The organism is Shuttleworthella satelles DSM 14600, assembly GCF_000160115.1.
Taxonomy (GTDB): Bacteria; Bacillota; Clostridia; order Lachnospirales; family Lachnospiraceae; genus Shuttleworthia; species Shuttleworthia satelles.
In genome coordinates this window covers 666,729-682,224 of the sequence record NZ_GG665866.1, presented here as the reverse complement: position 1 = coordinate 682,224, position 15,496 = coordinate 666,729, and the positions used below count along the sequence as shown (strand labels likewise).

General features: G+C 49.8%; 12 protein-coding genes. 10 read left to right on the top strand and 2 right to left on the bottom strand.

The window, feature by feature from the left end:
- Positions 1–59: 59 nt before the first annotated feature.
- The 5 genes from GCWU000342_RS03060 (at position 60) to GCWU000342_RS03040 (ending at position 2,945) form a co-directional block, all read left to right on the top strand.
- Positions 60–305: a type II toxin-antitoxin system Phd/YefM family antitoxin gene (locus tag GCWU000342_RS03060; RefSeq protein WP_045000215.1), complete on the top strand. Its 246-nt coding sequence runs from the start codon at positions 60–62 to the stop codon at positions 303–305.
- Positions 306–308: 3 nt separating this feature from the next.
- The gene (locus tag GCWU000342_RS03055; RefSeq protein WP_006905776.1) at positions 309–563 is read left to right on the top strand and encodes a Txe/YoeB family addiction module toxin; all 255 of its coding nucleotides are present in this window, start codon (positions 309–311) and stop codon (positions 561–563) included.
- A gap of 294 nt (positions 564–857) precedes the next feature.
- On the top strand, positions 858–1,754 hold the full coding sequence (gene ispE / locus GCWU000342_RS03050) for a 4-(cytidine 5'-diphospho)-2-C-methyl-D-erythritol kinase (RefSeq protein WP_045000213.1): 897 nt from the start codon (positions 858–860) through the stop codon (positions 1,752–1,754).
- Positions 1,755–1,824: 70 nt separating this feature from the next.
- The gene (locus GCWU000342_RS03045; protein WP_006905774.1) at positions 1,825–2,517 is read left to right on the top strand and encodes a GntR family transcriptional regulator; all 693 of its coding nucleotides are present in this window, start codon (positions 1,825–1,827) and stop codon (positions 2,515–2,517) included.
- A complete protein-coding gene (locus GCWU000342_RS03040; RefSeq protein ID WP_006905773.1) occupies positions 2,517–2,945 on the top strand; it encodes a DUF1934 domain-containing protein in 429 nt (142 codons plus the stop codon). The genes GCWU000342_RS03045 and GCWU000342_RS03040 overlap by 1 nt, the downstream gene beginning before the upstream one ends.
- A gap of 237 nt (positions 2,946–3,182) precedes the next feature.
- Here the strand turns inward: GCWU000342_RS03040 and GCWU000342_RS03035 are convergent, their stop codons facing one another.
- Complete coding sequence (locus GCWU000342_RS03035) at positions 3,183–4,055, bottom strand: LysR family transcriptional regulator (RefSeq protein WP_044959424.1); 873 nt, start codon at positions 4,053–4,055, stop codon at positions 3,183–3,185.
- Between the two features lie 410 nt (positions 4,056–4,465).
- Between GCWU000342_RS03035 and GCWU000342_RS03030 the strand changes: the two genes are divergently transcribed.
- The 4 genes from GCWU000342_RS03030 (at position 4,466) to GCWU000342_RS03015 (ending at position 9,402) form a co-directional block, all read left to right on the top strand.
- On the top strand, positions 4,466–5,695 hold the full coding sequence (locus GCWU000342_RS03030) for a dicarboxylate/amino acid:cation symporter (protein WP_006905770.1): 1,230 nt from the start codon (positions 4,466–4,468) through the stop codon (positions 5,693–5,695).
- Between the two features lie 17 nt (positions 5,696–5,712).
- Positions 5,713–6,381: an L-serine ammonia-lyase, iron-sulfur-dependent subunit beta gene (gene sdaAB / locus GCWU000342_RS03025; protein WP_006905769.1), complete on the top strand. Its 669-nt coding sequence runs from the start codon at positions 5,713–5,715 to the stop codon at positions 6,379–6,381.
- A gap of 11 nt (positions 6,382–6,392) precedes the next feature.
- Positions 6,393–7,280 (top strand): L-serine ammonia-lyase, iron-sulfur-dependent, subunit alpha, encoded by an 888-nt coding sequence (gene sdaAA / locus GCWU000342_RS03020; RefSeq protein ID WP_045000211.1) that lies wholly within the window; start codon positions 6,393–6,395, stop codon positions 7,278–7,280.
- A gap of 244 nt (positions 7,281–7,524) precedes the next feature.
- Positions 7,525–9,402, top strand: coding sequence for an InlB B-repeat-containing protein (locus GCWU000342_RS03015; protein WP_006905767.1), 1,878 nt, complete (start codon positions 7,525–7,527; stop codon positions 9,400–9,402).
- A 1,160-nt stretch (positions 9,403–10,562) separates the two neighbouring features.
- Here GCWU000342_RS03015 and GCWU000342_RS03010 read toward each other — a convergent pair.
- The gene (locus tag GCWU000342_RS03010; protein ID WP_006905763.1) at positions 10,563–11,033 is read right to left on the bottom strand and encodes a hypothetical protein; all 471 of its coding nucleotides are present in this window, start codon (positions 11,031–11,033) and stop codon (positions 10,563–10,565) included.
- 443 nt (positions 11,034–11,476) lie between these two features.
- Between GCWU000342_RS03010 and GCWU000342_RS09895 the strand changes: the two genes are divergently transcribed.
- Positions 11,477–15,448 carry a Cna B-type domain-containing protein gene (locus GCWU000342_RS09895; RefSeq protein ID WP_169304662.1) on the top strand — a complete coding sequence of 1,324 codons (3,972 nt, stop codon included), beginning with the start codon at positions 11,477–11,479 and terminating at the stop codon, positions 15,446–15,448.
- Positions 15,449–15,496: the final 48 nt, after the last annotated feature.

The following is a 15,496-nucleotide window of genomic DNA, read 5'->3' as shown; positions in this document are numbered from 1 at the left end:
CGACGATTGAAAACAAGAACAGGATATTGTACAGTAATAAGTACATAAGGAGGTGCGCCATGTTAGCTGTTAATTATACAACCATGAGGAATAAGTTAAAGGACTACTGTGACCTTGTGACGGATCAGGGAGAGACCATTATTGTCACAAGAAAGGCCGACCGCAATGTTGTTGTTCTTAGTCTTGAGCAGTATAACGCGATGGAGAAGGAAATACGTAACGCTCAATATCTGGCGAAACTGGACCGTAGCTTCAGACAGCTTGAGGCGGGACAGGGGCAAATTCACGAGTTGATTGAGGACTGAGGAATGGACAAGCTGTGGTCGGATGACGCCTGGAACGACTACTTGTATTGGCAGATACAAGATAGAAAAACATTGAAGAAGATAAATGCGCTTATAAAGGATATTGAGAGAAATGGGCTGCAGGGAATCGGAAAGGCAGAACCTCTGAGGTATCGGTCCGGTTGGAGCAGGAGGATTGATAAGGAAAATAGACTGGTTTTTGATATCGTTGAGGGACAATTATTAATTGTTTCCTGTCGTGGTCATTACGCGAAGTAACCGATCATTCAGATATTGTCTTTTAGAGACGAGAGCAAAAGGATCGGCATTTGTTCGGTCCTTTTTTGTTGATTGTATATATTCTTTTAAGATATAGCATGGGTTTTAGGGGATATATGGGCAGGGGCTCTGCTGTTTTGGTTGCATAAAACTAAAAAAAGTGATCTAATTAGGAGCGAAGCAGAAGTTATGTATGGCTAACAGCTACAAGACGATTACATTGCGGAAAATCCGGGAAATCCAGTATAATGGTTTTTGTATACAATACAGAAGACGCTGATCAGAGGAATGGCAATGAAGAGGATTTCACGCAGGGCCTGCGCCAAAATCAATCTGGGGCTTGACGTCCTGGGGCGAAGAGAAGATGGATATCACGAGGTCCGTATGCTGATGCAGCAGGTGGATCTGCACGATGATCTGATTCTGCAAAAAAGAGAAGACGGGCGGATCTCCATGGAGTGTGACAGGGAGGATCTGCCCTGCGACGAGACTAATCTCTGCGTCAGGGCGGCGGAATTGATGCGAAGGCAGTACGGCCTGTCAGGCGGTCTGCACATTGAGCTGACCAAGCGTATTCCCCTGGCGGCCGGTCTTGCGGGCGGCTCCGCGGACGCAGCCGCAGTGATGCTGGGAATGGCGGAGCTCTTTGGACTTGCTCAGGATGACAGTGAGGCTATGCGAAGAGAGCTGATGCATCTCGCCCTGCAGCTGGGGGCGGATATCCCCTATTGTCTCATGGGGGGGACCGCGCTGGCGGAGGGGATTGGTCAGATCCTGACGCCGGTCAGACCGGCTCTGCGGGAGATCCCGACCCTGATTGTCAAGCCCGCAGCCAGTGTCTCTACGGGAGAGGTCTATCGGGCTTTCGACTCCTGTACTGATTGCCATCACCCCGATATTGACGGACTTCTCGACGCTGTCCGCAGAGAGGCATACACCGATATCTGCCATTTGCTGGGCAATATTTTAGAAGATGTGACGATTCCTCTTCATCCCGAGATCCGGCAGTTAAAGAACGTTCTGCGAGATCATGGCGCTGACGCGGCGATGATGTCCGGCTCCGGGCCTACGGTCTTTGCCCTCTTCTCAGAGGAAGGGAAAATGCGGGATTGTCGGAGGAAGCTGTTGGAGCAGCGGGAAGACCTGAGTCTGGAAGGCGTATTTTTAAGTCATACCCGAGGAGGAGTCTGATCCTGTCATGATCTGGGGATTGGCTCGGAAAACAATCTCATGCAGATCGAATATCAACTGGAGGATTTGGATGGTACAGTCGGAACATATGGATTTAAAGCTGGATATGGATGCCTATCTTCCCCTGCGGGACGTGGTTTTTAATACCCTGCGCAATGCGATTCTGCGGGGGGATTTAAAGCCCGGCGAGCGTCTGATGGAGATGCATCTGGCCAATCGTCTGGGGGTCAGCCGCACCCCGATTCGCGAGGCCATTCGCATGCTGGAGCAGGAGGGGCTGGCGGTGACCATTCCCAGGAAGGGAGCCCAGGTCGCCAAGATGACCGAGAAGGACCTGCAGGATGTGCTTGAAATTCGGGACGCCCTGGATGAACTGGCGGTTACCCGCGCCTGTATGTGCGATGATCCGGACTTCCTCAGGCATTTGGAGACAGCCATGAAGGATTTCGAGCTGGCCACAAGAAGCGGGAATTACCGCAAGATCACGGAGGCGGACGAGGCCTTTCACGCTGTGATCTACCAGGCGGCGGATAATCCCAAGCTTGAGAGCATCGTCACTAACCTGCGTGAACAGATGTACCGCTACCGCTACGAGTATATCAAGGACGCGGGAACCTATTCCCGTCTGATCCAGGAGCATGCCGCCATTTTGGACGGACTGCGCCGCAAGGACAAGGACTATGTCAAGGCCATCATGCATACCCACCTGGCCAATCAGATCGAGGCTGTTCGAGGAGTGATCCGCGATCAGAGCCGGTATTGATGCCCATCGCCAGAGAGGCTCACATCAGGATTCTGACCAAAGAGACGCTGGACGGCCTTGTGAATGAGAGCCAAAGCGATTACAGGGGAAGGCTCCTGGAGAGGGAGAGGAGTATTCTTTTGCGCTATGAGGACGGGCCGGAAGGAGAAGAGGGACCGGCCTCGACAAGCATCCATATCCGTGAGGGACAGGCGGAGATCGTCCGCAGGGGCTCCGTCAGCAATCGTTTGATCTATATCCCGGGAGAGTGGACCAGCTGTCACTATCAGACGCCGATGGGGATTTTGGACTTGAGGGTCTTCACCGAGCGGTTTCAGTTCTTAAAGCTCTCAGATCGGAAGATGCGTCTTATCCTTTCCTATCAGCTGGAGCTGAATGGACAGGAGGCCGGACGTCGGGAGCTGTCGATAGAGATAGTTATGCGGTAGGAGAATTTGGTGCAAGACCAGTCTCAGGAGAGTTTTTAGGCCGGATTTTCGAAGCTTTCAGGACAGCTTCGAGAATGTGTTCAGATCAGATTCAAGAGTGATTTCAGACCAGTCGTAAGAGCCTCTTTTTCAGGGACAGATTTGTAAAAATGCCTGCAAAAAATCTTTATAGAATATTAGAGCGATTAAGGCGTTTGGAATGAGGATCCGGGGAGCGACAGAAGGCGCCCCGGATTTTTAGTGAATCAGTTTGAGAAATGCCCGCATCTCCTCGGTCACCCACTTGTCCCGGTGGTAGATACACTGACGCTGCATATGCATGTGAAAGTCCTCGACCTGAACGATGGCCAGCTGCCCCGCGGTCACCTGGTCAACGACGCAGAAGTAGGGGAGGAAGGAGACGCCCCCGTGCTCTTTGAGCATGCGGATAATGATGGCGGGGTCCTGAATTTCGAGAAAGCATGAGAGAGCCATGCCGCGGGCAGCCAGATACTGGTCCAGGGCCTTGCGGTAGTTCTCGCCGGCCTCCGTGGAGAAGAAGGGCTGGTGAATCACTTCCTCCATGCTGACATTCTCGCGTCTGGCCAGAGGGGATGCCGCGGAGGTGACGAAGACAATGGATTCTTTCGCCTCCAGAGCTTTGATCCAGTTCTTGTCGTAGATGGGCTGATCCAGGAGATAGATAATATCCAGTTCATTGTGGGTCATCTCCTGAACCAGCTCCGATGGCGGGGCCGACTTGATGGTGATCTGATAGTTGGGGTGCTGCTCATAGAGACGGAGCAGGACATCCGACAGATGGTATTCCATGAGAGAATCGATGACCCCCAGGCGGAGCTGATGCTTCTTGAAATTTTCATTGCCCATATCACTGCGCATCTCATAGATCCGGTTTAAGATGTCGTTGGCGAAGGCCAGAAAGCGCTCGCCCTCCGAGGTCAAACGCACGTGTCGGCCAATGCGGTCAAAGAGCTGGGTGTGGTATTCCTCTTCCAGCTGCTTGATCTGGATGGTGACTGTGGACTGGGAGTAGCCCAGCTGTTCGGCCGCTCTGGAGAAGCTCAGACACTCCGCCACGCGCTCAAAGGTTACCAGTTGTCGGATTTCCATAGATTTTCCCCGCCCTTTTTTACTTTTGATTCTTCTGAATACAGAATATTTGCGGAAGCCCTGCCAGAGGATGCATGAGATGTTCATACATCCCTTGCATGTTCGGAGTGAATCAGGTGCTTCCTGTATCTTGTACATTTGAGAAGCGAATCAGATGCCCATGTATTTTGGACATTTGATGAACGGATCAGATACTCCGTGCATCTTGTAGATTTCGCAAACGAATCAGATACTCTTATTATAAAGATTAAGAGAAAACGATTAAAGATTTTCATAGACTTTATCAAAAAGATTAAATCCACAAATAGTACATTCAAGTTATACTATATCTGTGGTTAGATTCTGATCATTTCTGATGTTGAGACCATCAGAGTGGTCAGGCAGTTTCGTTTCAAGAAAAGGGGAAAGAAATGAAAGAAAAAAAGAAATTGGGCCTTGTCCCGCGTCTCATCATTGCCATTATCCTTGGTATTCTGATCGGTCAGTTCATGCCGCTCTGGTTCTCGAGAACCGTTGTGACGCTGTCCGGCATTTTCTCCACGGTGCTCAAGTTCGTGATTCCGCTCATGATTCTGGCATATGTCACCATGGGAATTGCGGACCTGACCCAGTCAGCCGGAAAGCTCTTGCTGATCACGGTGGCCATGGCATACGGTTCCACCCTGATCGCAGGTACCCTGTCCTATCTGGTGTCTGCGGCCCTCTTCCCGGCTTTTATGTCGCCCGACGCTCTGAGCCAGATTCAGGCGACAGCAGGCAACTCAGTAGACGCCTACTTCTCAATTAAAATCCCGCCCCTTCTGGATACCATTTCCGCAGTGGTTCTGGCCTTTATGCTGGGCCTGTGCCTGTCCTCCATGAGAGGCAAGAAGGAGATCGGAGACACTCTCTACAATGGAATGAAGGACTTCTCCTCCATCATCGACCGTGTTCTTCACGTGGCTATCATCCCTCTTCTGCCCCTCTATATCTGCGGTACCTTCGTTGATATGACCGTGTCCGGCAAGACCTATGTGATCCTTGGAATCCTCTGGAAGGTATTCCTGGTTGTTATCATCATGCACCTGATCTATCTGCTGGCGCAGTTTACTCTGGCGGGAAGCATCTCTCACCAGAATCCTTTCCAGCTGATGAAGAACCAGATCCCGGGATACACCACGGCGATCGGAACCCAGTCCTCCGCGGCGACCATTCCGGTCAATCTGCAGTGTGCCGAGAAGGATGGAGTCAGCGAACAGATCAGGAACTTCGTCGTTCCGCTCTGCGCCAACATCCACATGTGCGGATCCATGATTACCATCACTGCCTGCGCGACAGCCGTCTGCCTGATGAACAACCTGCCCATCTCTCTTGGCACGGTTGTTCCCTTCATCATGACTCTCGGCGTGGCCATGGTTGCCTCTCCCGGAGCGCCGGGCGGTTCCATTATGACGGCCCTGCCCTTCCTCTATCTGATCTTCGGCAAGGAGGCCGGCGATCCCAATGGACCGATCTGCGCCATCATGGTTGCCCTCTATCTGACCCAGGATTCCTTCGGAACCGCTTGTAACGTATCCGGAGACAATGCCATTGGCGTGATCGTCAATGCCATCTACAATAAGTTCCTTGCCCAGGGTGGCGAAAAGAGCGCCCAGGCATAAGCCGCGGAGGCATTTTCATGAATGTATTTCACATCATCGGGCCGGTCATGATTGGTCCATCCAGCTCCCATACGGCCGGGGCAGTGCGCCTGGGCAGGGTGGTGAACAAGGTTTCCAATGACCAGCCCCTGGCCTCGGTCAGGATTGAACTGTCGGGATCCTTCGCCAGGACCTATCAGGGGCATGGCACGGATCGGGCCCTTCTGGCGGGGATCATGGGCTACCATTCCTATTCTGAGGAGATAAGGGATGCTCTGGAGATCGCCAGCCAGAGGGGGATTTCCTACGAATTCATTCCCAGAGACATCCCCGGAGCCCATCCCAATACCGCCTGCATTCATTACCGGACGGTCAGCGGAGAAGAAGGCTGTGTCCAGGGAGCCAGCATTGGCGGCGGCAATATCCGGGTCGACTTCGTCAACGGGATGGAGGTCAACTTCACCGGAGAGAACAATACCATTCTGGTTCTGCACAGGGATCGGCCGGGTGTCATCGCTGACGTCACCAACCTCATGCGGGTGAAATATTCTGACGTCAATATCGGCAATTTCAAGCTCTCCCGCAAGGAGAAGGGATCGACGGCGCTGATGACCATTGAGATTGACCAGATGCCCCCTCTGGGAATGACAGAGGAGATTGAGAGTCTTGACAATGTGGAAAGAGCCCTTCTGATCCGGGCTGTCTGATGGAGGTCGCCATGTTTAAGTATGAGACAATTCAGGAACTGGTCGATGCTGCGCAGACGTCTGGCAAAAAGATCAGCGACATCTTCATTGAAGATCAGGCGAAAGCTATGGAGACCAGTCCGGAGGAGATCATTGCCAGGATGGATGAGGCCTTTCAGGTCATGATTGACTGTACGGTGCGCGGAGCCGACAAGGATCTGCGCTCTCACTCCGGTCTGACCGGGGGAGAGGGCTACAAGATGCTCAGCTACGCGGCGGATGCCCCGGAGGGCGGATGGATGGGCTCTTACATGACCAAGGCGGTTGGACGGGCCCTGTCGGCCTCTGTCTCGAATGCCGCTATGGGCAAGATTGTCGCGGCCCCGACAGCCGGCTCCTGCGGAATTCTCCCGGGCTGTCTGGTCAGCGCCTATGAGGATCGGGGTATGGACCGGGAGGCCTGTGTCAGAGCTCTCTTTACGGCTGGCGCCTTCGGCCTGGTGGTAGCCAGTGTGGCGTCCATTGCGGGAGCGGAGGGCGGTTGCCAGGCTGAGTGCGGTTCCGCCTCCGGTATGGCGGCCGCGGCTCTGGTAGAGCTCAGGGGCGGAAGTCCCCAGCAGGCGGCTACAGCTATGGGAATCGCGATTGTCAACCAGATGGGGCTGGTCTGTGATCCGGTGGCCGGTCTGGTCGAGATCCCCTGCATCAAGCGCAATGCCTCCGGTGTCATGATCGCCTTTACGGCAGCGGACATGGCCCTGTCCGGGATCGACTTAAAGATTCCTGTCGATGAGTGTATTTCTGCAATGAAAGCTGTCGGAGACAGTATGCCGGAAGCGCTCAGGGAGACAGCCGGAGGAGGTCTGGCGACGACGCCGACCGGAAAGAAATTAAGAGAGCAGGTCTTCGGGAAAGAGTAAGAGACCGGAACAGGAAAGGAAAAGCTGCACTCATCATGGGTTGAGGGGCTGCGGGGAAAGGAGGATTCATTCCCTGCAGTCCCTTTCGTTGCGTTGTTATGGTGGGAATTGTATTTTATTATGGCCGCATTTATGATATGTGTATACGGCGCGCATGCGCATTGTGGCAGACGATTAGACGATAAGGAGGGTTTTTGTGAAGAGACGAAGTGGTTATTTATTATCTTTTGCCTTGTGTATCTTGATGCTCTTGTCACTTATGCCGGCCAGGATTGCCAGAGCCGGTGAGTCAGATAAGCTACAGAAAACAGCTGAAGAACTGGATGAAAGTGACGAGTCAAAAGTCACCTTATCCTTCCCCGGCAAGCAGGATGCCCTGGCGTCGGATGTTGTGTTTGTGTTGGATAAATCAGGGGCTTCCGCGCAGGAAGACATTTATGCCCAGGCCAGGAAATTTCTGGAAAACATCAAGAGTACAGCGCAGGAGAAAGGACTAAACATTAAGGTGGGCGTTGTTCTGTTCAATCGAATCGGGAATGTCAAGCAGCCGCTCACAGATGTTGTCACAGGTTATACAGCTATTATTGACGCGATGAATTCCAGAGTTTCCATGGGAACCAATATGCATGCGGGTCTTCTGGCGGCTCAGAAAATGCTGGATGACGATACAGAGGTGCTGTCTTCCAATAAGCATGTCGTTTTAATCAGTGACGGCGCAACGTATCTGTATTCAAAAGGCGGAGATTATACCTCGGCATATACGCGTTCATTTGGAAATCCCGCAAATCAGACGAACCCCAATACGGGACGTCCCTTTACCAACAGTAGTGATAAAAAAGGCGGCATATGGGAATGGCAGAGCCGGGAGTATAACCTGCCCAATAATTTCAAGACATTTGGCGACGGGAGCAATTTTGTGTTTTCGCAGGCGATGACGAGTCCGGCCAAGCTGGGTGAGCTCCTGACCTATTATTATAAAAATGATCAGGATCCGGCAAAGAACTGGTCTCAATATGAGTATGTCTATGATATCAGTTCTGCTTACCTGGGGATGGGCAGAAAAATGACACCAATCAATCATGAGGCGCCGGCCAATATAGAAGTCGCCATGTGGAGCGCGGATCAGACATTTCAAAACATGTATTCCAAAGGGTATGACATGAATGTTTATTTTAAGAATGCCGCCGATTTTGACGGTTCGAACTTCTTGAAATACCTGGCGCGTCATTCCAATAACGGCGAGTTAAATACAGATTTTTCAGAACTTCAAAAGAATCTTCTGGATAAAATCGCTGCCGATTCGTATGTAGAAGATGTGATCGGGCAGGCGTTTGATTTTGTCAATGAAGCAGACAAGATCAGCTTGCGTGTTGGAACGGAGCAGCTGGCGATTGAGAAAATCAGTGATAACCAGTATGGATTCGGGAAAAAAGCGGATGGGACATACCGTTTCACATTGTCCTATCAGCCAGGGGTCAGTGAAAAATTTGTTCTTCATTTCGGGGAGGCAATTTATCCGCAGGCGCCAGTTACCTTGAGCTATCATGTGAAACTGGTTTCCACTCCAGTCACCCCCGGAGTTCATGAGCTGCAGACAAATGAGAGCGCTGTGTTGCACCCGGTGGATGGGAATGGAGTTGCGGGTCAAGAGATGATTTTCCCTGTGCCTGCGGTCAAAAAAGTGATAAACAAAGTTACATTTGTCAATGATGCGGCAACGCACGCGGTAGTCAGTGTAGAAGAGAATAAAGCGATCAATATGGATCGATTGACCAGCCAGTCCATGCCGGCTGATCCGGTCAAAGAGGGCTTTGTATTCAAAGAATGGAATACGAAAAAGGATGGAACGGGCATTGCCTTTACAGGCGACACGGTAGTCAGGGAAGATATTACCGTCTATGCGATTTATCGGGCAAACACGGTAACAGACAATAAGACGGTAGCTAAGGGACTTGACGGTGCGAGTGATACAAAGAAGCCCGCTGTTACAAGGAGCGTGAAAAGCGGCGCTGTAAAAACGAGTGACCTGGCAGGAATACCGCTTTATGCCGGGCTGTCAGGTGCCGCCGGTATATGTGTTCTTTTCCTTGCTGTCCGTAAAAAGAAGAGCGTGAAAAAATAAGCTGTCTGAATCGAACTTTTTCAAGACGATAGAGCACGCTCTGCAAGATTCTGTTTCATGAATTTAGAGTTATAGGACAAAACGTGTTGATGAAAACCCCTCCGAAGTATGGCGATGGAGCCCCCTTCTCACACAGTGCACACAAGTACCCAACCTCTAATTACTTTAGCTATACTACTGGCTGGGGTTGGGTAAATTGGTATCCCGCTTCTCAAGATGCCATGACCGGTGCCAGAGCATTTACATCTGCCACCGTTTCAGTTACGGGGATGACGCCACACACAATAGAAGTTTTTGTAACAGCAACAAAATAATCAATAAGGTGATATTATGCTTTTCAAATATTCTTCACTATGCTCAAATATTAACTCGGAAAGGAAAAATTGCATTATAGACATTCTTAGTCAAAACCATATTGACTACAAAATAAAGGCTAAAATGCCATTTCGGATGCATTCATTTAACTCATCTAAAATAGCTGGCATAGGCAGAACATCTAAAAGTTATGATGTTCGATATACAATAATGGTTCAAAAGGATGATCTTGAATTTGCACTTAAATTAATAAAATGAGCATATCAAGAGATTGAGGGATCCTTTCGAGGACCATCAATCTCTTTTCTATCGTTCCAAACCTCTTTTTTTCGTTTTTTGCTTTGATTGCACAATTGACTTGTAAATTTCCGGCAATTTTTCCTTAATAATCTCTTTTAGCTTATGAACCAGTTCCTCCAGACCTACGATCCTTTCTTTCAAACTTTGATTTTCCTTCCGGAGATGACTATTCTCCATCTGCAACTTTATGCTAGGTCTATCCTGCTCTACTTCAGCTATTTTTATTTTAAGCTGTCTGTTAGCTTCTGCATAGACCTGCTCTGCCTTTGCTTCTGCAGCATCAGCCCTCTGATCTGATTTTTTACCCTGGCTAAAGCTCGATCACGCTCTGCAGAAATCTGATCGACTTTCATTGCGGTACGCTTCACAGCTTCAAAATCCTTATAAGGCACTCCTTTCAACCCGCCTAAGATCGTTTTCTCACCCTTAACATCTTCAACCTCTTTTGCCGTTAATACCTCTTTTCGATCACCTCGAGCTGCTCATCTTTCAACATAGTAGCCTGCCCCGCCCTCTACCCCTATTATAGAAAGGGGCGTAATGTATCAGCGATTGCGATTGGCCCTTCTCAAGAGCCAGGCGCGCAGACCCTTCTTCTTCTCCACATTGCGCTCGATACGGCCATGTAATCCGCGGACACCGGTGATATAGAGGCCAGATACGGTGGCCTTGACTTCCTTTTTGACGGGAATGTCATCGAAGAGCCGTTCATCCGCAATCAGGGTCATGATGCGGGGGCCGACCTTGGCCTTGACAATGGGGACTCTGGAGCGCTTGGCGTACCAGGGAGTTTGTGCAATGATCTGTTCGGGAAGACCGGACTCCTTGAGCTTGAGCCGTTTCTTGTCAATGATCAGCATACTGATGGATTGCTTGGCTGCCTCAAGTTGCTCCTCTTGCTCGGCTTGACGCTTCTCCATGCGCTTGCCGAAAAAATAGAGAGCGACAGTAAGACCGATCAGGATGATCAGGATAATGATCAGGACAATCCAGACGGTGGGAATAGCTGAGAACATAGATAAACTCCTTCTGAATGATAAATTCGCAGTGAGTAAATTCTAACATTTGAGACAGGCCATTGCAATGTAAGGACCCGGCAGGAGAGCAGCCAAATGTGGGTCGGGTGAGAGTCTGTCGAACCGGGCAGGCGAGGATAGTGAGGATTTGGCGGAGGGGTAGAAGAAGCGGGGAATTTGAAAAATTCAGGGGATCCACAGAAACACAAAATATACACCTGCAGTACACTTGTAGGGAAAAAGATATACATTTTTTAGACATATATGTTATGCTGGAAATAGCAGTAATTTGTAAGGGGAGACTTGCACGAGGAGACGGGGCTACAAGCAGGCCTCGGACGGGGGATATTCGTTTGTCCTGATCGAATGTCGGCTTCCCACTTATGTCAAGCTATGGTGAAGGAAGCAGGTTTGCCGCTTCACATAGGGAAGAAAGGAGCTGTATGAACCGAATATTGGGAAGACGAATGATTACGGGTATGATGGCCTTGTTTCTTGTGCTTGGAACACTCTTTCAGACAGCCATACCGGCCTTCGCGGAGGAGACGGAGACTGACATTACAGATAAGGTGACGATTGATTCTATTACCTCGTCGAACGCGGAAATCAAGGATTCCACGAATGTCAATGACTTCACCAGCTCCCTTAACTGGGGGGCGGATGTGGATTACAAGATCGATCTGACCGTCAACAAGGGGACGCCGATTCAGGCAGGGGATATCATTGAAATCCCGGTAAAAGCCGATCATGGGAATTTGTACGAGAGCCATGGACTCTCAGTTTTAGATTCGGAAGACGGCTCTCTCCTCGGAGAGGCAACGATCACCAAAGATAAGATTCGGATCAAAATCACACAGCAGAACCATACCAAGACGGCGGCTAAGCTTTCTATCCTGACAACATTGAAATCTGTCACGTCGGATTTTGTCGGCTCTTTTCCTACGCAAGCAGAGGTAGATGCGGCTTATGCTGCGCATCCGACAGGAATTGTCAAGGTTAAAATCCTCGACAAAAATGTCAATGTGAATGTTAAGTCGAATTACTGGGTGAATACTTCTGCAAAGTTCTTCAAAATTTATCCGACGCCCGGCGTCGATCAAGATGCCTTCTTTTCGAAGGGCAGTTTGAAAGGTGGACGGACTTCGCCAACAAACATGAGTACCTATTGGAACATTCAGTGGAACAGGACAAATTACACATATAACCTGACGTCTCCGCTTAACGGCAAGACAAATAAAACAACGGCGAATGCATCTGTTGTAGCTGCATTTCTCTTTGGCTACGACAAGGCCTTCGGATCATTTTCAGCCACTGAGACGTCTTATATGGAGGATATGCTTCCTGCTGACACGTATACAAATCTGACACTGAAAAGTGCAACCATTCTCGGAGTGAATTTATGCGAAGATGGCAAAACCCTTTTGATGAGGCAGAATTACAGAGATGGCAAGCTTGGGGACTGTTTCAATCCGGAGAATTCGATGTCATTCAAGTTTGATGATGTTTTCACGAAGAAAGAGGCTGCTTCCGGTCAATCCTACGAGCAGTTCAAGGCCTCTCTTAAGCCGGGCGAATACGGTATATACAAGAGTGCGAACGGAGATATGAGACTTGTGGCAAGCCTTGGAAAGATTGGTTCCAAGGATCCGAACAGTATGTATACCTGGGGAGATTTCTGCAATAAGCTGGGCAAGGAAAAACTCATCAGACTCGCGTTCCCTGCATACGAGGTTACCGCAGATCATGACATAAATAGAGTGACTCTTTCCCAGGAAATGATAGAAGAGCTCTATCAGAAGATTAAGGACTGGCCGATTACGGGGTGCAGTTTTGATTTTGATGCTGACTTGAAGAAGCCTGTGATGAGAACCGGGGCATCTATTGAGAATACGGCAACTGCCTCAGATCAAACAATTTCTGGAAAGAATTTCTTTGTGGTAGGTGAAATCAGTCTGTATACTTACAAGGACGGCGCGGCGATTTTAAAGACAGATGCCAAGACAGGACAGGGGATTGAGAAGGCGGAGTTCAAGCTTCAGGAGAAAGATCCTGCCGGTAATTGGATTGATTCGGATTCCCAGTATGTCAAGGACAATATTACGATTGTAGGCAGCAATGGGGGCAGTAAAAACGGCGATCGTTTCTATACCAATGCAAATGGTATTCTTAATATTCGAGGCCTTTTAAACGGTAAAATCTATCGCCTGGTGGAGACCAGGGCTCCGGAAGGGTATGACAACAGCAATCCTGCCGTGTCCAAGGAATTCGCCATCAGTTTCACTGACAAGGATGCAGCGGGCGACAATAAGGATTTCAGCCTGACTAATAAGAAGTCTGAATACAAGGTAACATATAAGATCGTCAAGAATCCGAATGGTGAGGGAATCCCGGCAGGAAGTCCCGCGGCGCCTGTGGATGCCAAGACCTACAATTTCAATTCGATTGTGGATGTTAAGCCGGATTTGACGATGACGGGATATATCTTTACCGGTTGGCATACCGAGAACGGTCAGAAGGTCACGGTCAAGGACAGTGACACTTCCTTTACCATGCCGAAGGCTGATGTTGAACTCGTAGGCTACTGGACCAGGAACACGACTGAGATCTCAGGTGAGAAGACCTGGGATGATGCCAACAATCAGGATGGCAAGCGTCCCAGTGTAATTAAGGTGAACCTTCTTGCCAACGGGAATCCTATTCAGAATAAGGAAGTAAGACCTGATCCGAACGGCAAATGGCTCTACAGCTTTAAGGACCTGCCTAAATATGATAACCGGGGACAGGAGATTTCGTATTCTGTGACGGAAGATCCGGTGGCAGAGTATGCGACAGAGGTTAGAGGATTTAATATCAAAAATACCTACGCGCCGAAGAAGACATCTGTAGCAGTGACGAAGATCTGGGATGATGCCAATAATCAGGATGGCAAGCGCCCGAACAGTATCAAGGTGCAGTTATACGCAGGCACGGAAAAGGTCGGCGCAGAAGTAGAACTTACCGGCGCAAACTGGACCTATACCTGGAATAATCTCCCTGAGAAAAAGGCCGGAAATACCATTAAATACACGGTAAAGGAAGTGGGGACAATCAACGGATACACCACATCCTATGATGATCAGAATCCGCAGAAGATCACGATTACCAACAAGCATCTTCCAGAAAAGACCAAAGTTGAGGGACAGAAGACCTGGAGCGACAGGAACAATCAGGACGGGAAGCGCCCGTCTGAAATCACGGTGAATCTTCTTGCCAACGGAGTGCAGAAGCAGAAGTTGAAGGTTACTGCCGCCGGTCAATGGAAGTACAGCTTTACCGATCTCCCCAAATATGAGAACGGACAGGAGATCAGTTACAGCTTGACGGAGGATACGGTAGACGGATACAGCTTCAGCAGAGACGGATTTAATATCAAAAACAGCTATACGCCGGAAGAGAGAAGCGTGACGGTCACCAAGAGCTGGGATGACGCCAACAATCAGGACGGCAAGAGACCAAACAGCGTGAAGGTGCAGCTATACGCAAACGGACAGAAGCAGGGATCCGAGATGGAGCTCAATGCCGGCAATGGCTGGTCTTATACCTGGACCAAACTTCCGAAGAAGTCGGCAGGCAATGAGATCAGCTATACCGTCAGGGAGACGACAGAGCTTGCAGCTTACAGGGCGACGGTAGACGACAGTGATATGGGCAATATCAAGATCACCAACAGTCATACGCCGGAGATCATAGAAGTTCAGGGTCAGAAGACCTGGGATGACGCCAACAATCAGGACGGCAAGAGACCAGAAGAGATTACGGTCAACCTGCTGAAAAATGGAGCCAAATTCAAGGAAATGACTGTCAGGGCTGACAGCGACGGGAACTGGAAGTATGCCTTCACAGGTCTTGCCAAGTATGAGAATGGGCAGGAGATTTCATACAGCGTAACAGAGAACACGGTAGAGGGCTACAGCACGGAGCTGGACGGCTACAATATTAAAAACAGCTATACTCCTGCCAAGACATCTGTGACTGTGACCAAGCAGTGGAATGACAGCAATGACAAGGACAAGATCAGACCGGCAGGCATCAAGGTACAGCTCTATGCCAACGGACAGAAGAAGGGCGAGCCGGTCGAGCTGAAAGCGGCAGACCAGTGGACCTATAGCTGGAAGGATCTTCCCCAGAAGGAAAACGGGAAGGATGTCGCCTATACGGTCAAGGAGCTTGACCAGGTTCCCGGCTACACAACGAGTGTAGATGATAAGGATCATGGGAATATCATTATCACCAACAGTCATACGCCCAAGATCTCTACCGTCGGAAGACCCAGGACGGGAGATACAAACCAGCTGATGATCTATCTGGCTGTTTTGGCTATTGCACTGGCGGCGATCGTTGGACTGGTTGTTGTCAGAAGGCGCAGAAGACAGTAAGAGATATACAGTGAAAGCTGATGCGTCTGCCTGTGAACCCGCTTTTTT

Bases quoted from the DNA above. Each gene is read 5' to 3' on its own strand.
- GCWU000342_RS03060 (WP_045000215.1), top strand. From the start codon at position 60: ATGTTAGCTGTTAATTATACAACCATGAGGAATAAGTTAAAGGACTAC.
- GCWU000342_RS03055 (WP_006905776.1), top strand. From the start codon at position 309: ATGGACAAGCTGTGGTCGGATGACGCCTGGAACGACTACTTGTATTGG.
- ispE (WP_045000213.1), top strand. From the start codon at position 858: ATGAAGAGGATTTCACGCAGGGCCTGCGCCAAAATCAATCTGGGGCTT.
- GCWU000342_RS03045 (WP_006905774.1), top strand. From the start codon at position 1,825: ATGGTACAGTCGGAACATATGGATTTAAAGCTGGATATGGATGCCTAT.
- GCWU000342_RS03040 (WP_006905773.1), top strand. From the start codon at position 2,517: ATGCCCATCGCCAGAGAGGCTCACATCAGGATTCTGACCAAAGAGACG.
- GCWU000342_RS03035 (WP_044959424.1), bottom strand. From the start codon at position 4,055: ATGGAAATCCGACAACTGGTAACCTTTGAGCGCGTGGCGGAGTGTCTG.
- GCWU000342_RS03030 (WP_006905770.1), top strand. From the start codon at position 4,466: ATGAAAGAAAAAAAGAAATTGGGCCTTGTCCCGCGTCTCATCATTGCC.
- sdaAB (WP_006905769.1), top strand. From the start codon at position 5,713: ATGAATGTATTTCACATCATCGGGCCGGTCATGATTGGTCCATCCAGC.
- sdaAA (WP_045000211.1), top strand. From the start codon at position 6,393: ATGTTTAAGTATGAGACAATTCAGGAACTGGTCGATGCTGCGCAGACG.
- GCWU000342_RS03015 (WP_006905767.1), top strand. From the start codon at position 7,525: ATGCTCTTGTCACTTATGCCGGCCAGGATTGCCAGAGCCGGTGAGTCA.
- GCWU000342_RS03010 (WP_006905763.1), bottom strand. From the start codon at position 11,033: ATGTTCTCAGCTATTCCCACCGTCTGGATTGTCCTGATCATTATCCTG.
- GCWU000342_RS09895 (WP_169304662.1), top strand. From the start codon at position 11,477: ATGAACCGAATATTGGGAAGACGAATGATTACGGGTATGATGGCCTTG.